The organism is Chitinophaga sp. 05T412, assembly GCF_056396465.1.
On the sequence record NZ_JBFTLN010000009.1, the window covers coordinates 125,691 to 146,680 of the forward strand.

The following is a 20,990-nucleotide window of genomic DNA, read 5'->3' on the forward strand; positions in this document are numbered from 1 at the left end:
CTCTCATGCCGACAGTTTTATTACTGGGCGCAGGTTCGGATATGGCTGTAGCCATTGCCAGAAAATTTGCTGCCCAACAATATCATATTCAATTAGCAGGCCGTCATACAACTGCGCTGCAAGCGCAGCAACAGGATCTGCAGGTACGTTATGGCGTTACTGCAAGTGTTCATGCGTTTGATGCCACCGATTTCAATTCCCATACTGACTTCTATGCTGGTTTGCCCGTGCAACCGGATATCACCATTTGTGTATTTGGCTACCTTGGAGAACAAACAAAGGCGCAGGACAACTGGGCGGAAGCAGCTGCCATTATCAACACCAACTACACCGGCGCGGTATCTATATTAAATGTCGTTGCCAACAGCTATGCCGCAAAGCAACAGGGTACTATTATCGGTATCAGCTCTGTAGCGGGAGAAAGAGGACGGCAAAGCAATTATATATATGGTAGCGCCAAAGCTGGTTTTACCGCTTACCTCAGCGGATTGAGAAATCGTCTTTTTCGTAGTGGCGTACACGTGATGAGTGTACAACCGGGCTTTGTTGATACCCGGATGACGCAACACTTAACACTTCCTCCCCTGCTCACTGCACAGCCGGAAGCAGTTGCCCAGGCTATCTTTAAAGCCATGAAGAAGAAAAAAAATGTGCTGTATGTAAAATGGCATTGGAAATATATCATGCTCATTATCAAATTAATACCTGAAGGTATTTTCAAAAAACTTTCACTGTGACCATTGCCTTTTTCGACTTTGACGGCACTATTACCAACAGGGATACACTCTGGGAAATCATCCGTTTCCATCGGGGCCGCGCCGCCATGTATGCAGGTATGGTGCAGTTGTTGCCCGCTTTGATACGATTTAAACTAAAGCTGATTCCGGCACAGGAAATGAAGGAGCAGGTGCTGGAATATTTTTTCAGGGAGATATCAGCCTCCGAGTTTGCTGCCGGCTGCGACAAATTTTGCAAGGAGCGTTTACCCCTGCTTATCCGCCCTCTCGCGTTGATGGCTATACGAAAACACCAGGCACAGGGACATCATGTGGTAGTGGTAACTGCCTCTGCGCAAGACTGGGTAGCCCCCTGGTGCAGGAAAGAAAATATTGTATGCTTAGGTACCCGTCTGGAAGTAAAAGACAAACTGATTACGGGTAAGATACAGGGTATCAATTGTAACGGCGAAGAAAAAGTACATCGCATCCGCCACGCGTACCGCCTGGAGAACTTCTCCGAGATCTATGCTTACGGCGACAGTGAAGGCGATCGCCCCATGCTGGCATTGGCACAACATGCGTACTTTAAGCCATTTCGTAACAGCTTTTAGCCATTAGCTTTTAGCTTTTAGCAAAATGCAGCGAAGATTAACATATCATGTTCTTCGCTGCATTTTGCTAAAAGCTAAAAGCTAATGGCTAAAAGCTCTCTTAAAAGTATACTGGAAAATCAGACCCAGCAAAACTACCAGCAAACAACCAATGGCATTCAGCCATAGAAACGACACCGTACCTGTCCAGTAAATGACCAGCACCACTATTTCCGAGATGATAGCCGCCCAGAAAGTAGCCGTTCCCCCTACCTTTTTCAGGTAGAAAGCTACCATAAAAATGCCCAGGATAACCCCGTAGAACCAGGACCCCAGCACATTTACCACTTCGATCAGGCTCCCCAGACTACCGGCAAACTGCGCCACCACAATACAAAACACGCCCCAGATCAATGTCCATAGCTTAGACATCTTCAGGTAGTGTTCTTCGTTGGCGTGTTCATTATATAGTCGCTTATATACATCTACCACTGTAGTGGAAGCCAGAGAATTCAATGCCGCCGCAATACTACCCCAGGCCGCCAGGAAAATAATGGCAATGAGCAGGCCCACCAGGCCTTTGGGTAAACTGTTCACCACAAAATGCAGGAAGATGTAATTAGTATCATTGGTATCTGCGGTAGGATCTGCTGATTTAATCAGGGTCAGCGCCGCTGTTCTTACCTCCTGCGACTTATCATCTGTTTGCTGTAACGCTTTTTTAGCACTGGCAATCTGGCTGCTGTTATCTGTTTCCAATGCTGCTGCCAGCTGCTTCACCTGCTGCTGTTTCAGCTGTCCCAGCTCACTGTATTTATCTTCCAGCTTCTTGAGCGCGGGACCTTGTTCCGTTTTGTGTACCCGTGCCAATTGCGCTTCATTAAAGAAGATAGGCGCTTTGAAATACAGGTAAAACACGAATACCAGCGCACCTATCAACAGAATCAGGAATTGCATGGGTACCTTCACCAATCCATTCATCAACAGGCCCAAGCGGCTTTCTTTCACAGACTTAGCAGTAAGATAACGCCCCACCTGCGACTGGTCTGTACCGAAGTAAGACAAGGCCAGGAAGAACCCTCCGATAATTCCGCTCCATATATTGTATTTATCTTTCCAGTCGAATTTAGTGACAATCACATTCAGCTTATCCATTTTACCAGATACCTGTAATGCTTCTTTGAAACCTATCTCCTTAGGCAGTAAATGTACTACCATCCAACCTGCGAGGAACATGCCCCCGAAAATGATCACCAGCTGCAACGTTTGCGTATAGGCAACCGCGCGGGTACCGCCCACTACGGTGTAGATGATGAGCAGTCCGCCCATGATCATATTGGTCCAGTAAAGGTTCCAACCCAACAGGGACGACAGAATAATAGAAGGTGCACAGATACTAATGCCAGTAGACAAGCCCCGTTGTATCAGAAAGAGCGAAGACGCGAGGGTACGCGTTTTCAGGTCAAACCGTTGTTCCAGGTATTCGTAAGCAGTATATACTTTTAAGCGGTGAAAGATCGGTACAAATGTAATACAAAGCACTACCATGGCTAAAGGCAGGCCGAAGTAATATTGCACAAAACGCATTCCATCAGTGTAAGCCTGTCCTGGCGCCGACACAAAAGTAATGGCGCTGGCCTGTGTACCGATGATTGATAACAGCACGATATACCAGGGCATAGACTGGTTATCCAGAAAATAGCTGTCCATGTTTCGTTGGCCGCGGCTTTTCCAGATACCGTATAGAATGATTATTGTGAGTGTGCTAATCAGCACGATCCAGTCTAAAGGACTCATGAAAACGTTTTGGTGAATAAATAGAACAATACGATCAGCAATAGCAGCCAGGCTATTACCAATACATACCAATACGTCCATGTTGGAAATAAAGGTGGCTTCTCTTCGTGTAGATTTTCTGACGCCATTGTATTATTCGCTTGATTTACTCCACATACTTCCTGTTAACAGCCCCAGTGCAATGCCTATTACCAATCCCACCTGCACCCGTTTGATAGAAAAGCCTATCAACAAGCCCAGGATGATACAAAATATAGCCGCAATTCTCAATCTGGGCCGGTTTTGTTCGTGTTTCTTACTCATGTTCGTTCAGTCCTCTATTTAACAGAAATCAGGTTTACAAATAACCGGTATGCACCAGGGACACCGGCGGGCAATTGCCTGAAAAAAGATATACCGGTATAAACGTAGCATCCTTTACCATAATGTGCCAACAAGGTGGAACCATCCAGTGGGGATTCTCCTTTGTCGTTCATGATGAAGAGCTTATCGTATGCTTTGTCGGCGTTGACAGTGTAATATAGTCCTCTTTCCTGCACCCAGCCGTTGAAATCTGTGTCGGTAATTTCATTGGGATAATGGAATACCGGGCTTTTCGGGTTGATGAAATGCACAGGTGCATTTTCATCGGTCACCCTGTTGCGGGAAAGGCTAAAGGGATAAGGTCCCAGGTCGTTGATAACGAGGGGGTCATTTACGTTATACTGAATCACCAGCTTGCCGCCGTTCTTCACATATTCCATGAGTTTAGGCTGCCAGTATTTCATACGTGCATTCACGTTATAGGCGCGTACACCGGCAATGATGGCATCGTACTGCTGCAGGTTACCGCTCATGATATCTTTTTCACTGAGTTCGGTTACATCATATCCTACCTGACGTAAGGAGGCCGCTACCATGTCGCCCGCACCGGGGATATAACCCAGGCGGTTGCCATTATGCTTCAGGTTTACAGATACCAGTCGCGCCTGAGCTGCGGGGAATAAGGTAATCAGTGGAATATGATCGTAACGGATCTGCTGCATGCTTTGCGTATATTCCTTACCGTTATTCTCCATCACTACCGTAAACGTATCTACGTGATTATCAGCAATTCCTTTTACCGGGTTGATATTAAAACGTAACTCTACCTCGTCGCCTTTTTGTGCAAGGGCGTAGGTAGCGTTGTTGTTGGCGGAGGTGAAACCGGCGGGTAACCGCAGGTGTACGGTACCTTTCACATTATCCGCCATGGCTTTTACTTTCACCGGAACGGATTGTGATTTGGTATCTGTAAAGATGTATACCTGGTTACTGAGGTCTGCTACTACCGGTGGTGCAATCACCAATGGTTGATAGATTTCTCCTTTTACCGGATCAGTGTATTTGTATTGTAAAGGACGGTTGATCGTGAAGTCCTGGTCGCCGATGCGGAGGCGAATGGTAGCCTGCAGCGCCGGAATATTTTCCGGGTTGCCTACCAGTAGCGGATCACTGAATACATACATGCCTACCGGATGGGCGGCTGCCAGCCAATACGGCTGCGATTCCGGCGTACCTGCTGGTATAGCCAGACTTTGGGAGATGCTGGTAAATTTATTGTAGGCCAGCTCCTGCTTGCCTGTTATATTAGGTTTGCCAGGGAGATCTATCTGTTCCAGAGATACTTTTACATTCCCCCGGTTGCGGTTGATCAGCTGCACGGTGGCTTCCATGTTATAACCCGGTACTACTGTAGGCGTAGTGCTATATGCTTCGGCCCAGATACCTGCGCAGGCGTAGATCAGCTGTTCCGTTTCTTTTAATTTGAGATTGCGCCAGTAGCCGTCGGGCAGCGCCTGGATGGCGCGGCGTATTTCCAGCAAAGCGGCAACAGAGGCAGAAGGATCTTCCATATTGTACGCAGCCAGTGCAGCGTCTACGAGGGCGCCTACTTTGCTACCGCCCGGAATCCTTGACCAGCTGGTGTTTACATCATCTAATAAGCTGTGTTTAGGCGTACTTCCTTTTATTGTGAGAAAGTATTCGGCCACACTGCCACGGGAGGCTGGTACACCAAAGCCCTGGCTTTTGTGCTGAGAGCGACTTTCGGCGGCTATTTCCCCGAAGCCTTTACCCAACAGCGGGTTAAAGCTTCCCACGTCCATTTTAAACTGGTCGTCGGAAGTGGTATTGATGCTGCCGAAGTTGAAGGTATTCCAGAGAATGCGTTTGGCTTGCCAGGGTTTCACCAGCGACAGCTGTTCCGGAAAGCGGCTGGGATCTGCAGCAGCCGTGTAGGCTTCTTCCGCCAGCATCGCTGAGGCGGTATGATGTCCGTGGCCGGCACGACTATCCGCTGGAAAACGACAGATGATCACGTCCGGTTGAAATTTACGGATCATGTATACCACATCTGCCAAAATCTTTTCTCTATCCCAGATGGTAAAGGTTTCCTGTGGATTCTTTGAGAAACCAAAATCCTGTGCATGTGTAAAAAACTGTTCTGCGCCATCAATGCGGCGGGCTGCCAGTAATTCCTGGGTACGGATGAGTCCCAGTAACTCGGCCTGCTCGTTCCCGATCAGGTTTTGTCCGCCATCCCCACGGGTTAAGGAAAGGTATCCGGTGCGGTATAGCTTCTCTTTCGCCAGGTAACCCAACAGACGGGTATTCTCGTCGTCAGGATGGGCGGCAATATACAATACGCTTCCAAGCGTATCCAGTTTTTTCAATTGCAGTTTAATATCAGCAGCGTTCCATACCGGCGAAGGTTGTGCCATGGCAGGAAATGCCCATGCTGATAATAAAATGATAATCAGGGCAGTGTAACGTCTTATAATCATTTGATGATGCGTGAATTTATGGATTGCCAAAAGTAGCAATTAATTGGTGGCAGGAAAGGAGAAATTGGTTGAGTGGTGGAAATAGTTGGTAAAATAAAAGTCCCGGTTGGACCAACCAGGACTTTATTTCTTCATAAGCAAAAAACCAACCAGCTGTAAAGCAAAAACCAATTATTAACAAAGGCGGTTTAGATTTATTTGTATCCTTCGTTCTGCTGGTTGCGAATATTGGGGTTAGCATCCAGTTCTCTTTGTGGAATGGGCAGTATCACTTTGGTACTGGGCCAGACCACGGGTATAATTTTATCACTTGCCAGATATTTGACAAATGACTGTTTGGTTCGTATTAAGTCAAATAAGCGATGTCCTTCAAAAGCAAGTTCCTTGCGCCTTTCCAACTGCACTGCATCCAGGAGTTCCTGCCCGGTAACGGTTACCGGTAAGGCATCGCGATCGGCACGTTGTGCCACGACATTCAGATCAGCCTGCGCTTCCGGAGCTTTCCCAAGGTGTGTCTGTGCTTCTGCACGGATCAGGTACAATTCTGCCAGTCGTATTACTTTAATACCTTCAGAGAAGGCTGACACATCACTGTATTTGGTGATCACATTCGCCGGATTCTCTCCGCCGTTCCCTGCTCTTTTACTCTTCTTCAAAAAGTTTCGCCGTACATCACCGCCTGCATAAATATTATATATATTGTTTGTCGCCAGCACATCACCATAGCCATCCTGACTGAATAAATACCCCAGTCCATCTGTACCTGCATTATCTACCGGCGTATTAATAATTTCAAAAATCGTTTCGCCGTTACCGGTCATTTTAAAGTTGCTCACCAGCTTATCTCTATCCAGCAGTGAATATTTCCCGCTGTTGATGACGTCTGTGGCTAAAGTAGCCGCCCCTGCCCAATCTTCTTTATAGAGTAGCACCCTTGCCAATAGCGCCTTTGCGGAATAGACATTGATTCTACCGGAGGCAAAAGCCGTGGTACCACTTTCTTCAAATTTGCGGATAGCCGTTCTCAGGTCGTTGATGATCTGCGCATAAGTATCTTTCATACTACTGCGGGAGGGCGACTGCACGGAATCTATATTCGTTACCGTTACAATAGGTACACCCATATGGGAAGCATCCGGCGTAAAATTGTAAGGCTGTGCGTACATCCGAGACAGATCAAAAAATGCAAGTCCGCGAATCGCATAAGCTTCTGCCACCAGTTGTTTTGCTTCCACACTATCTGTGGATGAAGGCAGCAGCGAAACATTGGGTCCTCTCGCAATCACCATATTCGCATTGGCTACCACACTATACAGCGTATTCCACGAATCGGTGGTATATACATCATTGGCGGTAACGATGTACTGGTCCTGATTACGATAACGGTTGCTGTTGATCACACTGATGAAACTATTATCGGACCGCAGATCTGGTAACAAGGGCATCGTACGGCCGTAGTAGTTAGCTCCCTGCATCAGGGAATACACGCCGCTTGTTGCAGACCTTAAACCTGGTAAATCCCTGATGGCCTTGCCTGTTTCCGCAGACTGATCTGGTTTTAAGTCCAGAAAGTCCTTGCTGCAAGCGGCAAAGAGGCCTGTCAGCAATATCATGATACCATATGTATACGTCTTCCGCATGAATACTTTAAAAATTTACATCCAGTCCTACCAAAAATGTTTTGAATACCGGTGGTCGTTGGTCGTAGTCCCCTGTTACAGGTACTTCCGGGTCCATCGTAAGGCGTTTATCTTTTATGTAAGTCCATAAGTTATTGCCCCGCAGGTATACTTTCACTTCATTGATATTCGCTTTGTTCAACCAGGTGGGTGACAGGCTGTAGGACAACATAATATCTCTCAGCCGGATGAAGCTGTCGTCATAAAGAAAGCGGGAAGATACCTGGTTGCTTAACCCCGATTGGGTTCCACCAAACACCACTTTAGGAACGCTGGTGATATCTCCCGGATGTTGCCAGCGGTTTTCGTAAGTAAGGCGTGACATTTTAGAGCCACCACCAAATCCTCCGCTGCCGTCTGATTCTGTAAAGGGTCCCCAGTTATCGTATACTTTATTGCCCCAGTTGTAGAAGAACTGGAAGCTCAGTTCAAAGCGCTTATAACTGAAGTAGTTGGTAATGCCCCCATAAAATTTCGGTAAGGCACTTCCCTGGTAAAAGCGTTGCGCTTCGCCGTAAGACTTGGTAGTACTGGATTTAGAAGCATCCTTATACCAAAGTGCTTCTCCGGTTTGTGGGTCTGCACCTGCGAAGCCAACCATATAGAACTGGTAAAAGTCTCTGCCCACTTCTCTTCTGAAGTTGAGGTCAGTGATCTGATTATCCAGCCGGGTGATAATATTTTTCAGCGTTGAGAAATTCACATCTGTACGCCATGAGAAATCATATTCTTTTTTCGCGATGATATTGCGGGAAGAAAGGGCTATTTCTATGCCGCTGTTTTTCATCTCTCCGTTATTTCTAAAAACAGTAGTAATACCATTTGCAGAAGATACCGGTACATTCAACAGCAACCGGGAAGTGGTTCTGTTATAGTATTCGATAGTACCAGACAGGCGATTTTTAAATACCGCGAAATCGAGGCCTACATTGAATGGCCTGTTTTGTTCCCAGGTGAGAAAGGAATTGGGGTATTGCGTGAGCACGTACCCCGGTTTCCCATCATAGTCATTTCCCGGGCTATACAGCGATAAGGCTGCATAGTTGTCAATAGCCTGGTTTCCGTTGCTGCCGTAGCTTGCTCTTATCTTTAATTCGTTAATGCCGGTGATGGGTTGCAGGAATGATTCCCTGTAAATATTCCAGGCGGCTCCCAGCGACCAGAAAGCGGCGCTTCTTCGTTCGCTGCCGAACCGTGAAGAGGCGTCTCTCCGTATGGAGGCTGTGAGATAATATTTTTGTTGGTAGTCGTAGCTGTTATTCAGAAACACGCCGGTCAATGAATTGGCGTTGGACACGGAAGTAATTTTCTCTGGTTTGGAAGCATCTGCCAGGGCTTCGAGTCCGGGGAGCAGGTTAGATGCTTCTGACGCGTTGCCGTTATTGGTAGTTTTCTGTGCTTCGTAACCAATGAAGGTATTGATGCCGTGGTTGCCCCAGCGCCTGTTGAATCGCAGGATATTGGTAGATACCCAGTTGTTCCACAGTGTATTATTGACCGATACCCAGCCATTGGTATTTCGTCCGTCTGCAAAGCCCGGTGCAAAAAAGAGATTGCTGTGGGCGTAGTTAAGATCGAGGCTGATTTTTGTTTCGAAAGATAAAAAATCAGTAAATGAGTATTTGGCGGCGGCTCCTCCCAGCAGGCCATATGTGCTACCTGTCCGGGAGTTTCCATTCAATATCGCTACCGGATTAAAGGTATTGTTATAACTGAAATCGTAGTTGCCGTCTTTGTTGTAAACCTTCAGCCAGGGCTGAATTCGGGCCAGTGAACGTACGGGATTACCCATGAGCCCCACGTCTGCCACCGCGTTGGCGCGTTGGTACGACAGGGATAAGTTCACATCAAACGATAAACGGTTGGTAGCCTGATTACTCAGGTTTAACTTGCCGGTCATGCGTTTATAGTCCACTCCTTTAAGGGCTGATTTGGAATCGTAGTATCCCCCGGAGACGTAAAATTTAGTTTTATTGCTACCGCCTGCGGCAGATAAATTTGCCTGTGTGTAGCTTCCATGGCGGGTAAGTTCATTGATCCAGTCCGTATTCACGGTAGTATCTACTCCACGGGCTTTTATTTCCCGTTGGAACCCTGCTTCTCCGGAGCCATCTGCTTTGTTGGCCCACCCTTCCCGCAACAGTACTAACATCTCTTTGGTATTAAGCGGATAGTTAGCTTTGGGAATGGTGAGTTGATTGCTACCTCTTTGTACGGAGGCACTGATCTTTGTTTTGCCCTGACTGCCTGTTTTAGTGGTAATTAATATTACCCCGTTGGCAGCGCGGGAGCCATAGATCGAAGCGGAAGCGGCATCCTTCAAAATAGAGATGGAGGCGATATCGGCACTGTTAATTCCTGCCAGGGAATTTACATTATAGTCGGTGAGATTGTCTGTTACTACGGGTACGCCGTCTACCACGTAAAGTGGCGAGCTACCTGCAGTAATAGATCCTATACCACGAATATGAATACTCGGTACGGAGCCGGGTTGACCGGAGCCGTTGGTAGATTGTAATCCTGTTACATTGCCTTGTAAGCTTTCCTGGAAGCTGCTACGGGGTGCTTTATCATACAATGAAGCATTTACCATAGTAGCTGATCCTGTCAAAGAACTTCTTGTTTGCACGCTGTAAGCCACTACCACCACTTCATTCAATCCTTTGGAATCATCTTTCAGCGTGATGTTGAAGTGGGTATGATTATTTACCGGCACTTTCTGTTCTTCATAACCGATGAAGGAACAAATCAACGTCGCTGTAGCGGGTGCTTCCAAATGAAACAAACCAGTTTCATCTGTGGTAGTACCTTTATTCAGGCCTGCAATACGCAAACTCACACCGGGTAATGGATGTCCGAAAACATCTGTTACCGTTCCGGATATCCGAATACCTGCGATCACTTTTTCTTCTGGTGTAATGGCCACCAGGTTAGCTGAAAGCTGTTTGAAAGTGAGACCGGTATTCTTCAATATTTTTTTCAAAATATCTTCAGTCAAAGCATTATTTACATCGATCGACACTCTGTTATTGGCTGGGAGCAGATCGTTGCGGTATACAAAACGACAACCGCTTTTCTTCTCGATCAGCTTTAACAGCTTGGTCAGTGGCAATGAATCTGCTTTGATGGAGATGCGACGATCCGTTTGACCGAAGACATCTCCCGTTATTTGCAAACAGGTAATAAGAATAATAAAGGACACCAGTTTCATTATCAGTACAACTTTTCCCTATGTTTTCAGACGCAAAAGGATTGCTTAATGTATGAATTTTTTCCATACATTTAGGTTGTAAAAGGTCATAAAACTACGACAGGACTACATTGCCAAGTGAAGCTAACTGCCGTTTGATCTCAACAAAAGGGGTAAATGTTTGCAGCATTTGCCCTTTTTTTATATGAGAGGTATCGATTTTCGTTTTTTTTCAACCGCCTATTGGGTAATAAATACGTCATTACCTGCTATCCGGCAATGGAATGATGTTGTAACCTTCAGCGCTTCCAGTACTTCCGGAAACGATTCATCTTTAAATGTGCCTGTAAAGTGGAAGCCTTTCAGCTTGTCGCTCAGATGTATCTGAATCCCATACCAGCGTTCCATTTTAAGGGCAATATCTTCGAATTTCTCATTATCAAATACCAGGTAATTATCTCTCCAGGCTGTTTCTGCCACCATATTATCCGGCTGGTTGCTATGGAGACTTTCCACCTTATAACCCGCTACCAGGTTAGGTTGGGTTAATTGGGCGCCCTCACCGTGCTGTAACACAATTTTCTGATTAGGCAACAGTTTCACACTGCGTTCCAGTCCGTCGTTCAAGGTTACTTCCACGGCGCCGGAGATCAGTGTTGCTTCTGTTGTTTGATCCTGCGTATAGGCTTTCACGTTAAATGAAGTACCTAATACTTTAATGCCCATTTTGGCGGTGCGGATATAAAATGGTTTGGCAACATTCTTTGCCACATCAAAGAAGGCTTCTCCTTCCAAAGTAACTTCCCGGTTGTCCAGGTTGTTCATATCAGGATTATAGGTTAAACGGCTGCCTCCATTGAGCCATACTTCGGTACCATCGGGTAATTGTGCTTTAGAGCGAACGCCGTCGCGGGTAAAGATGGCTGCCATCGCCCTGGCGCTGTTCTTCAGCGGCGATTTATTTGCCAGCAGGTATACGCAATAGCTACCCAGTAATAATACCAGTACGCTGAGTGCAGCTACAATTTTGCGGATACTGCGACCCGTTTTCTTCATTGGCAACTCTGCAGACGGCAGTATTACCGCCATTTTCTGGAGATGTTTTTCCAGTGCTGCATCTGTTCGCTGATTCCATTCTTCGCTATGCGCTGGCTGTGGCCAGTTGCTTAAAACGGAAAGTTTGTATCTCAGATCCGGATCTTTCTGCAACAGCTCTTCCAGCTCACGCAGTTCCCCCATCGTGGCTTCGCCCGATACCTTTCTTCCCATCAAAAGCCATATTCTTTCCTGTTCCATGTGTGATACAAAAGCATGATTATATAGAAGGACAAGCAGATTTTGAAAATCTACTACTCCAGCTAAAAAAAAATTTAAATTATTTTGTTTTGACGAAGGAGAGGTTAATTACCTCGCTGATTTTTTTGAGGGCCTGGGCCATGTGTACATCAATGGTATTCACAGAGATATCAAGGATCTGGGCTACTTCTTTGTATTTGAGACCATCTTCACGGATCAGTTTGAAGATCATTTTTCTTTTCGGAGGAAGGGCATTGACGGCGGCTTCTATTCTTTTGACCATTTCGCCGGAAATGAAGATTTGTTCCGGGGTGGCATTACTGACGCTGAAGTCCACTGCCAGCTCGTCTAAGCTGAAATGTTGGGTCCGGGCTGCTTTATTCAGGTAGTTGAGCGCAATATTTTTCGTGGATACATAAAGGTATACGCGGAGATTTTCTACCTGGAGCAGGCGCTCCCGGTGGTTCCAGACATTCATGAATACATCTGACGCAATTTCTTCTGCTGATTCCCAGGATTTAATGATAGAATAGGCAAACTGACTCAATGGCTTGTAAAATAACCTGAACAGTGCTTTGTAAGCCTGCTCATCGCCTAAAGAGGCCACCCGTTCCACCAGTAGCTGTATATTAGCTTCTTCCCTCAATGGTTTCTTTTTTGGTTGAAAGTTGATCCCTAAAGATAATACGGATTCATATTAAATTAATATTGTTTGAGATATTTTTTTATATAGTGTGTTTATTTATAATGCAATATGGCTGTTATTGCGTTACTTTTTGAACATAAAATATACGGCGCCGATGAGGAAGAAAAAGGACACGAGATAATTCCAGCGCAGGGGTTCTTTCAGGAAGGTAACCGCGAAGATGCTGAAAACAGTCAGGGTAATTACTTCCTGGATGGTTTTCAGCTGAAACCCGCTGAAGCCTTCCTGCATACCATAGCGATTGGCTGGTACCATAAAACAGTACTCAAAAAAGGCAATGCCCCAGCTGATCAGGATGACCTTCCAGAGCGCTACATCCTGATGTTTCAGGTGCCCATACCAGGCGAAAGTCATAAAGGTGTTGGAAATGGTAAGCAAAATGATGGTACGCATGAATATATCTAAATTTTCTGCCGCCAATTTACAGTTATCTGGGTTATTTATCCATACAAATAAAATACCATATAATAAAAGGGGCAAAAAAAGAGGGACCGTAGTGGGTCCCCCTGGATCAAACAAAATGGGTTTCCATATTGAATGATGTTGTGTTGTTGGTTGCTATTTCATTTTAATTCAGACTATTGCTCCAGTTTGATTTCGCCCAGATCGGTTGCCTTTCCGTCTTCTACCTTCACTTCTTTAATGATGGCATTTTTATAAGGGCTTTTACCAAGAATTGTAACGGTATAACTACCGGCTTTGGCAGCAGGGATGGTGAATGCACCCTGAGATACCGCGCCTTTTAATTTATCCGTACCATTAACGGCTTCTACTTCTGTAGCACCATCACCCGGCGTAATTTTACCAGTGATAGAACCACCTTCAACGGCTACACTTTTCAGGGAATCAGTACCCTGTAAAGAATCTACACGTTGCAGAGAATCAAATCTCATTAAAGAATCAAATCTCATTAAAGAGTCGGTACCCTTTAAAGAATCGAGGCTTTGCAGAGAGTCGATACTTTGCGCAGCATTCAATCCGTACATTCTCATAGAATCCAGGCGAACCAGGGAATCTACACCTGCTATTGAATCCACCATTGTGGCGGTGCTGTCAACAGACTTTACTGCAACTACGTCAGCACTTTTAAAAGCGGACATTCCTACGACCATTGTTGCTAATGCGAGCATTCCTACAATTGATTTTTTCATGGCATTCAATTTTTTGTATGGTTAAAATTTAATGATGACTCTTCTCCGGCCCTGACAGAAGTGCATGGTTTTTGATATATGCCCTCATCGTTGGCTGCCGTATAATAACAATACATCCAGATATTCACTTACCATTAGTCAAAGAAATGTTAAAGTGAAAAAAGAATAAGGAGCCATCTATGGGTAAGCGTTCGTAATTAGTAATTTTAAAAATTATCTTCGCACTACGGAAACAAATACAAAAGATCAAAAGCATGTTGCAATTGAGTAATGACGAAATAGTAAAAGGCATCCGGAGCAGAAATAAAGATGTATTTGAAGCTGTTTTTAAACAGTTCGCCCCTTCTATGTATAATATAGCGGTAAAGTATGTGAAGAATGAAGATGATGCGAATGATATGGTACAGGATGTATTCCTCAACTTGTGGAAAGGTGCGGAAAACGTGGATGAAAGAGCCCCTATTAATCATTACCTGGCGAGAGCAACCGTCAACACCTGTTTAAATCGCCTCAAAAAAGATCAACGACAGGAAGTATATACTAAAGAACAAATGCAGCGTAGCCACCCGGCAGACAATAATCATCAGCTGCTGGAACATAAAGAACTGGAAGCACAATATCATAGTGCGCTGGAGAAATTACCGGATCAATGTCGCCGTGTTTTTGAAATGAGTCGCCTCAAAGGCTTATCACMAGCCGAAATCGCCGCACAACTTAATATCTCCATTAATACCGTATATGCACATCTGACTACCGCATTGAAACGTTTGCGTGTAGACCTGATTAATAAATCCTGATCGTTTTGAAATTTTTTTTTCAGATCGCTTAGTGGTATCACATACACCGGTTGTATTACTAATAAGTAGCCATGAATAATCAAACAGACATAGATATAGTAGTCCGTTACCTGGAAGATCCGGAAAATGAGCAGTTCAAGCAACAGCTCAACGACTGGATACAGCAGGATGCTGGCCACCTGGATATTTTCCTGGATATGAAAGCTATGTGGCATGGAGATCCACTCCCCGCGCCTACGGCTTTTGATACCAATGGAAAATGGCAGGAATTGAATGCCATGCTGGACGAAGTGCCTGTTACCACAACAGCGACCCCTGCTACTAATAATAGCGGTCGCGTTATTAAAATGAAACGTCGCTACTGGTGGGCAGCCGCCGCTGTGCTGGCCATTGCCGGCACCTGGACCTGGCTGGGGCCCGGTGGTTACCAAACATACGCTACTGCACAACAACAGGATAGTCTGAAACTGCCGGATGGTACAATGATGTACCTGAACGCACATACGCAGGTACGCTATGCCCGCTCATTTGGAAAAGCTAACCGCCTAGTTAAAATAGATAAAGGAGAAGCGTTTTTTGATGTCACAAAAAATGATGCCCTCCCCTTCATCGTGAATGCGCCAGAAGTAGAAGTACAGGTACTGGGTACCGCCTTCAACGTAAAGGCAGCTAACAGCGGTGTAAAAGTATTTGTACAATCTGGTAAAGTAAGCGCCGCCTATAAAGGCACGGAGAAAAAAGTCATTCTCACCCCCGGTGAAGAAGCCTCTCTGAAGCGCAACGGTAGTGAAATTGACACCCGCATACACAAAAAGAATAATAATATCCTGGCGTGGAAAACCCGGACCCTCACTTTTGATGACACCCCGCTGAATGAAGTGGCGGAATCATTGGAAGATTTCTATCATGTTCAGATAAAGATCAGCAATCAGCAACTGGCTGATAAAAAACTGCTGGCTACCTTCCCCAATATGTCATTGGATGAGGTACTGGACATTATGAGAAAGACCCTGCAAATTAATATCACGCATAAAAACGACCTGGTAGACATCTACTAATACGCGCCTGACTCTTTGCTTATGCAGCATTTATTGCTACAGGCGCGTTGCTCCAAAACCAGGTTTGGGTGCGTGCCTGATTTTCTTTTTATTGTTATCCTGGTATTGGCCAACGCAGTTGCTATGGCCCAAAATCCTATTGCCCCTCCTAAGCGAATTACACTGCAAGTCAGCAATGCCAGCCTGAAGACAGTGATCCGGGAAATAGAAAAACAAACAAAATATACCTTCGCCATTTCTTCTGAAGAGCTGGAAAGTCGCCATGGAGTTAGTTTACATGTACATAATGCCAGGCTCACAGAAGTGCTTCCCAGTATCTTTCCACCTGCTAAGTATAAAGTAGAAATAAAAGACGGGCAGATTATTGTGATCCCGCTCAATGCCGTTGCTCCTGAAGTAGTACCCGTTCCCAACAACAATACAGACAACAACAAATGGCCGATCACCGGCCTGGTAACGGATGGTATACAACCACTCAGTGGGGTATCTATTCGTGAAAAGGGCAGCACCAATGGCACTGCCACCGCGGAAAACGGGACGTTTAAACTAGACCTGGCCAATGCGCAGGCTACCCTACAGGTGTCGCTGATTGGTTACGAAACCAAAGAGGTGTATGTACGGGAACGTAGAAACATTTCTGTGGTCCTGGAGCCGGACCTTCGTAAGCTCAATGAGCTGGTGGTGCTGGGATATGGCTTGCAGAAACGCGCCAACATTACCGGCGCTATTGCCCAGGTGGATGGTGTTCGGCTAAGAAGCCGTCCTGTGGCCAATGTGATGGCCGCCTTACAAGGTACCGCCACCGGCCTGGTAGTCACCCGCAGCAACGGACAACCGGGCCGTGAAGGCTTTAATATCCAGGTAAGAGGCGCCAGCTCCGCTTCCGGCAACACGCCTGTTATTATAGATGGTGTGCCTGGCTCTCTGGCGGTGCTGAACCCGGATGATATAGAATCCGTTTCTATTCTCAAAGATGCATCTGCTGCGTCTATCTATGGCGCACGTGGCGCCGGAGGCGTTGTACTGGTCACCACGCGTACTGGTAAACCGGGCAAACTGAGAGTAGATTTTAATACCCTCGCCGGTTTCGAAACACCCATCCGGCTTCCGAACCGGGTACCGTCATGGAAAGCCGCTGCGATGGAGAATGAAGCAGCACTTAATGCCGGTGGCGTTGCGCCCTGGGACCCATCGGAAATAGCCCTGATGCAATCCGGCAACCACTACGCCATCGACTATCAACGCCCGGACTATTATAAATACTATTACAATTTTGATCCTATAAAGGTGCTGACCAAAAGTAAAACAGGTGTTCAGAACTATAACATATCTGTTAAAGGCGGTGACAGCACCAACCAATTCTCTGTGTCCTTAGGATATTTCGGGCGGCAGGGACTTTTTGCCGTAGGCCCAGATAAAACACATCGGGTTAATGCGCGGGCCAATATGAACAACCGGCTCAGCAAACATGTGAGCCTCGAGACCCGCTTATCCTATGCACAAACCAATACCTTCTCCCCTTCCCAAACCGTGGAAGGCCCTAATGGCTTGCTGGCAGGCCTTTACAGGGGTCCTGGAAATGTACCGGTATACGTGCCCAACACCAATCATTATGCTTATGGCGCGGCGCCCGTTTATGCGATTTTAGAAAATGGCGGTGAACGCGATGAAAAAAATAATTACGCAGATGCGGTGTTCACAGTACGCATTGACAGTATCGTGAAAGGCCTTACCCTACGACTGGTATACAGTCCGCAGCAACATACCCTGCGGGATCACCTTGGAAGAAATACGATTGCCTTATGGAATCGGGTTGACACCGCTGCGCTGGTACAACCGGATAATTTCCTGCAGCAAAGCAAGCTGGTATCCAAAGGCGGCAACCTGCAACTATTGGGAGACTATGATCTCAAAAAAGAGAAACACTATATTCACCTGTTAGGAGGCTATACACAGGAAACGTATAACACCACGCAAAATACAGCCGCGGCCTACCATGTTCCAACGACAGATATTAACCAGGACCGGTTCTCTAACGCTCCCGAATATACGCAGTTGCTGGCGGCTTMCGGGTCTATGCAATCTTTCTTTGGTAAACTAAATTATAACTACGATAACCGCTACCTGCTGGAAGCCAACCTGATTGGCGCCCGGCTCACACAGTACAGCACTTCGTTTTCAGGTGGTACACAGTGGCAGGCGTTTCCCTCCTTCTCTGCAGGATGGCGCCTGAATAACGAAACGTGGTTTAACAATGCCCTGCCGTTTTTCAACGACTTTAAACTGCGCTGGTCCTGGGGCAGACTCGGGAATGTGAACAGCTGGAATAGTATTCCAAATGATGAGCGGCTACAAACTTTTTCTTTTGCTAACAACCGGCCTTTCCAACCCTTTGTGTATAAGAATCCGGTGATACAGGCGCAGGGATGGGAAAATATTTCCACTTATAATTATGGCTGGGATGCCACACTTTTCCGGGGACGGTTGACCATTGCGGCAGATTATTTTGTGAAGCGAAACCGGGACATGCAAATTCCAGTGTTAACGGCATCTACCATGGGTGCATGGCCTACGGGTTTTCACAGCGGAGAAATGAAAACCTGGGGCTGGGAAATMAATGCCGGCTGGCGCGATGATCGCGGCCCCTTTACCTGGTACATCAATGCCAACCTGTTTAACAGCCAGAACAAAGTGTTGCGCAACGACAATGTTGCACCACAGGCAGGCTGGAACCAGGGCATCGCGGGGTATCCCTACTCTTCCCTGTTTGGCTACCAGACGGAAGGCTACTTCCAAACGGCTAACGAAGTAAGCCAACATGCTTATCAAACTGCACAAACAGGCCCGGGCGATCTTCGGTATAAAGACATCAACGGCGATCATAAAATCGATAATGCCGACCTCGTATACCTGGGCAGTACTGATCCGCAATTCTCATATGGTATAGACGCCGGCTTTGCCTGGAAAGGATTTGACTTCTCTGTTTTCTTCCAGGGTGTGGCACAGCGTAAGGTGATGCCTGATCCCCGCTATAATATACCGTTTACCGGTACCTGGCAACAGCCCTGGGACATCAACCAGGACTACTGGACGCCCACACATCCGGATGCCCTGTTCCCCCGCTTGTATATGGACGATCAACAGAATACCGTCCCATCCTCGCACTGGGTAATGAACGGCGCTTACATCCGGCTTAAAAATCTGCAGCTGGGATATACCATTCCCCGCAGCTGGCTGCAGAAAATGAAGATTACCAATTTACGTGTTTACTTCTCCGGGCAAGACTTATGGGAAACCACTAAAATGAAAATAAAATATTATGATCCTGAACAGGCGGGTGGGTATAACGGGAACGTATATCCGTTTTTCCGCTCTTATACGTTGGGATTAGGAGTTAGCTTCTAGTGCAGGAGCTTTTATTTTTTGATAAATAAGATTAAAGAGAGAAGGGAAGATAGCTGCCAGACCGGCTTCTATCTTCCCTTCTTCTTTTTTTTATCTTTATAAAACAGAATACTATTCTGATTTCTTTCCTGCCAGTAAGTACAGTGCCGCCATACGAATTGCCACACCGTTTTCTACCTGTTCGAGAATGATGGACTGACCTGAATCAGCCACATCAGAATTTATTTCTACGCCGCGGTTAATTGGGCCGGGGTGCATAATCACAATTTCTTTATTCAGGCTATCCAGCAGCTGGCGGTTTACACCGTAAGCCAGCGAATATTCCCGGAGGGAAGAGAATAAAGGCGTGTTTTGTCTTTCCAGCTGAATACGCAATACGTTGGCTACATCACACCATTGCAGTGCTTCCCGTATATCATAGCTCACATTCACACCGAGTGCGGCGGCCATGTATTTAGGAATCAGCGTAGGCGGGCCTACTACCGTTACTTCAGCGCCCAGTTTCTTCAGGCAATAAATATTGGAGAGCGCTACCCTGGAGTGCATGATATCCCCGCAGATGGCGACCTTCTTACCTTCAACGCTACCCAGTCTTTCGCGGATAGAGAAGGCATCCAGCAATGCCTGCGTGGGATGTTCATTGATACCATCGCCCGCATTGAGGATAGGCACGTTGATGTGCTTGGCCAGGAAGTGCGGTGCGCCGCTGGCTGAGTGGCGCATCACCACCATATCCACTTTCATGGACAGGATGTTGTTCACCGTATCAATCAGCGTTTCACCTTTGGAAACGGAGGAACCGGAAGCAGAGAAGTTAACGGTATCTGCACCCAGCCGCTTTTCCGCTAACTCAAAGGAGATGCGTGTGCGGGTAGAATTCTCAAAAAATAAATTAACAATAGTTGTATCGCGTAGCGTAGGAACCTTTTTAATAGGCCTTTGTAAAACCTCCTTAAACTGGTCGGCTGTTTGAAAAATAAGCTCTATATCCTGGCGCTGCAGATCGCGAATTCCGAGTAAGTGTTTTACAGAAAGTGACATTAATGTGCAAATATAAAGGTTGAAATCTGAATTCTGAAATCCGGATTCGTATTAGTCAATTAGAATTACTTCGTCATTACCATCTCTTTCGTTCCATAATACCCTTACTTTCTGGGAAATCAGGGCGTCTATGGTCCGTCCGGTATAGTCGGGCTGAATAGGTAACTGTCTGCTGAATCGTCTGTCGATCAGCGTAAGCAGCTCTACCGAAGCAGGCCGGCCGAAATCCAGCATTGCATCCAGTGCCGAACGGATGGTGCGGCCTGTATACAACACATCATCTATCAACACTACCTTTTTATTTTCTATAGAAAAGTCAATGCTTGTTTCGCTGGGTACGTGTAACGTTTTGCTTTGATTAAAGTCGTCCCGGTAAAAGGTGATATCCAGTTTACCGTAGTCAATATGCGCGCCTGGTACCAATTTCAACAAGGTTTGATGAATTCTGCCGGATAAATAAATCCCACGTGGTTGCAATCCAATCAGCACCGTTTGTTCAAACTGTAAATGATTTTCTATCAACTGGTGACAAAGCCGGTCTATTGTGATAGCCATCTGCTTGCCGTTTAGTATGGTTTTCAAAACACAACGTTTTAGGTGCCAAAAATAATGATTAAATGCAACAGATAAAAAGCTGATTGTGAGAAATGCCTGATTAACAATCTAATATTTCATTTTGATGCCTGTTTTATCACTACGACAAAAGAAAAGGGCCAACAGGATATTCAGCTTCGTCAGTACCGTTGGGCGATCTTTA

16 protein-coding genes are annotated in these 20,990 nt (G+C 46.1%); 5 read left to right on the forward strand and 11 right to left on the reverse strand.

Annotation, left to right across the window (positions count from 1 at the left end):
• The first annotated feature begins 5 nt into the window (after positions 1-5).
• Positions 6-737, forward strand: coding sequence for an SDR family oxidoreductase (locus AC1DFM_RS20380; RefSeq protein WP_477078595.1), 732 nt, complete (start codon positions 6-8; stop codon positions 735-737).
• A complete protein-coding gene (locus AC1DFM_RS20385) occupies positions 734-1,330 on the forward strand; it encodes an HAD family hydrolase (protein ID WP_477078596.1) in 597 nt (198 codons plus the stop codon). The genes AC1DFM_RS20380 and AC1DFM_RS20385 overlap by 4 nt, the downstream gene beginning before the upstream one ends.
• 81 nt (positions 1,331-1,411) lie before the next feature.
• Here AC1DFM_RS20385 and AC1DFM_RS20390 read toward each other — a convergent pair whose 3' ends face one another.
• The 9 genes from AC1DFM_RS20390 to AC1DFM_RS20430 form a co-directional block, all read right to left on the reverse strand.
• The gene (locus AC1DFM_RS20390; protein ID WP_477078597.1) at positions 1,412-3,106 is read right to left on the reverse strand and encodes a sodium:solute symporter family protein; all 1,695 of its coding nucleotides are present in this window, start codon (positions 3,104-3,106) and stop codon (positions 1,412-1,414) included.
• A gap of 132 nt (positions 3,107-3,238) precedes the next feature.
• Complete coding sequence (locus AC1DFM_RS20395) at positions 3,239-3,409, reverse strand: hypothetical protein (protein ID WP_477078598.1); 171 nt, start codon at positions 3,407-3,409, stop codon at positions 3,239-3,241.
• 14 nt (positions 3,410-3,423) lie between these two features.
• A complete protein-coding gene (locus AC1DFM_RS20400; RefSeq protein WP_477078599.1) occupies positions 3,424-5,910 on the reverse strand; it encodes a PIG-L family deacetylase in 2,487 nt (828 codons plus the stop codon).
• Between the two features lie 194 nt (positions 5,911-6,104).
• On the reverse strand, positions 6,105-7,550 hold the full coding sequence (locus tag AC1DFM_RS20405) for a RagB/SusD family nutrient uptake outer membrane protein (protein ID WP_477078600.1): 1,446 nt from the start codon (positions 7,548-7,550) through the stop codon (positions 6,105-6,107).
• A gap of 7 nt (positions 7,551-7,557) precedes the next feature.
• Positions 7,558-10,800, reverse strand: a complete 3,243-nt coding sequence (locus tag AC1DFM_RS20410) for a SusC/RagA family TonB-linked outer membrane protein (protein ID WP_477078601.1) — start codon at positions 10,798-10,800, stop codon at positions 7,558-7,560.
• Positions 10,801-11,019: 219 nt separating this feature from the next.
• Positions 11,020-12,048 carry a FecR family protein gene (locus tag AC1DFM_RS20415; RefSeq protein WP_477078602.1) on the reverse strand — a complete coding sequence of 343 codons (1,029 nt, stop codon included), beginning with the start codon at positions 12,046-12,048 and terminating at the stop codon, positions 11,020-11,022.
• A 106-nt stretch (positions 12,049-12,154) separates the two neighbouring features.
• Positions 12,155-12,721: an RNA polymerase sigma-70 factor gene (locus tag AC1DFM_RS20420; protein ID WP_477078603.1), complete on the reverse strand. Its 567-nt coding sequence runs from the start codon at positions 12,719-12,721 to the stop codon at positions 12,155-12,157.
• Between the two features lie 123 nt (positions 12,722-12,844).
• Positions 12,845-13,174 (reverse strand): DMT family protein, encoded by a 330-nt coding sequence (locus AC1DFM_RS20425; RefSeq protein WP_477078604.1) that lies wholly within the window; start codon positions 13,172-13,174, stop codon positions 12,845-12,847.
• 185 nt (positions 13,175-13,359) lie between these two features.
• Positions 13,360-13,932, reverse strand: coding sequence for a peptidase associated/transthyretin-like domain-containing protein (locus AC1DFM_RS20430; RefSeq protein ID WP_477078605.1), 573 nt, complete (start codon positions 13,930-13,932; stop codon positions 13,360-13,362).
• Positions 13,933-14,186: 254 nt separating this feature from the next.
• On the opposite strand from AC1DFM_RS20430, the gene AC1DFM_RS20435 reads away from it, so the two are divergent.
• From AC1DFM_RS20435 to AC1DFM_RS20445, 3 genes are all read left to right on the forward strand, one after another.
• On the forward strand, positions 14,187-14,729 hold the full coding sequence (locus AC1DFM_RS20435; protein WP_477078606.1) for an RNA polymerase sigma-70 factor: 543 nt from the start codon (positions 14,187-14,189) through the stop codon (positions 14,727-14,729).
• 71 nt (positions 14,730-14,800) lie between these two features.
• Positions 14,801-15,787, forward strand: a complete 987-nt coding sequence (locus tag AC1DFM_RS20440) for a FecR family protein (protein WP_477078607.1) — start codon at positions 14,801-14,803, stop codon at positions 15,785-15,787.
• A 21-nt stretch (positions 15,788-15,808) separates the two neighbouring features.
• Positions 15,809-19,192: a SusC/RagA family TonB-linked outer membrane protein gene (locus AC1DFM_RS20445; RefSeq protein WP_477078608.1), complete on the forward strand. Its 3,384-nt coding sequence runs from the start codon at positions 15,809-15,811 to the stop codon at positions 19,190-19,192.
• Positions 19,193-19,303: 111 nt separating this feature from the next.
• Here the strand turns inward: AC1DFM_RS20445 and AC1DFM_RS20450 are convergent, their stop codons facing one another.
• Positions 19,304-20,233: an aspartate carbamoyltransferase catalytic subunit gene (locus tag AC1DFM_RS20450; RefSeq protein ID WP_477078609.1), complete on the reverse strand. Its 930-nt coding sequence runs from the start codon at positions 20,231-20,233 to the stop codon at positions 19,304-19,306.
• Between the two features lie 51 nt (positions 20,234-20,284).
• On the reverse strand, positions 20,285-20,815 hold the full coding sequence (gene pyrR / locus AC1DFM_RS20455; RefSeq protein ID WP_291924184.1) for a bifunctional pyr operon transcriptional regulator/uracil phosphoribosyltransferase PyrR: 531 nt from the start codon (positions 20,813-20,815) through the stop codon (positions 20,285-20,287).
• Positions 20,816-20,990: the final 175 nt, after the last annotated feature.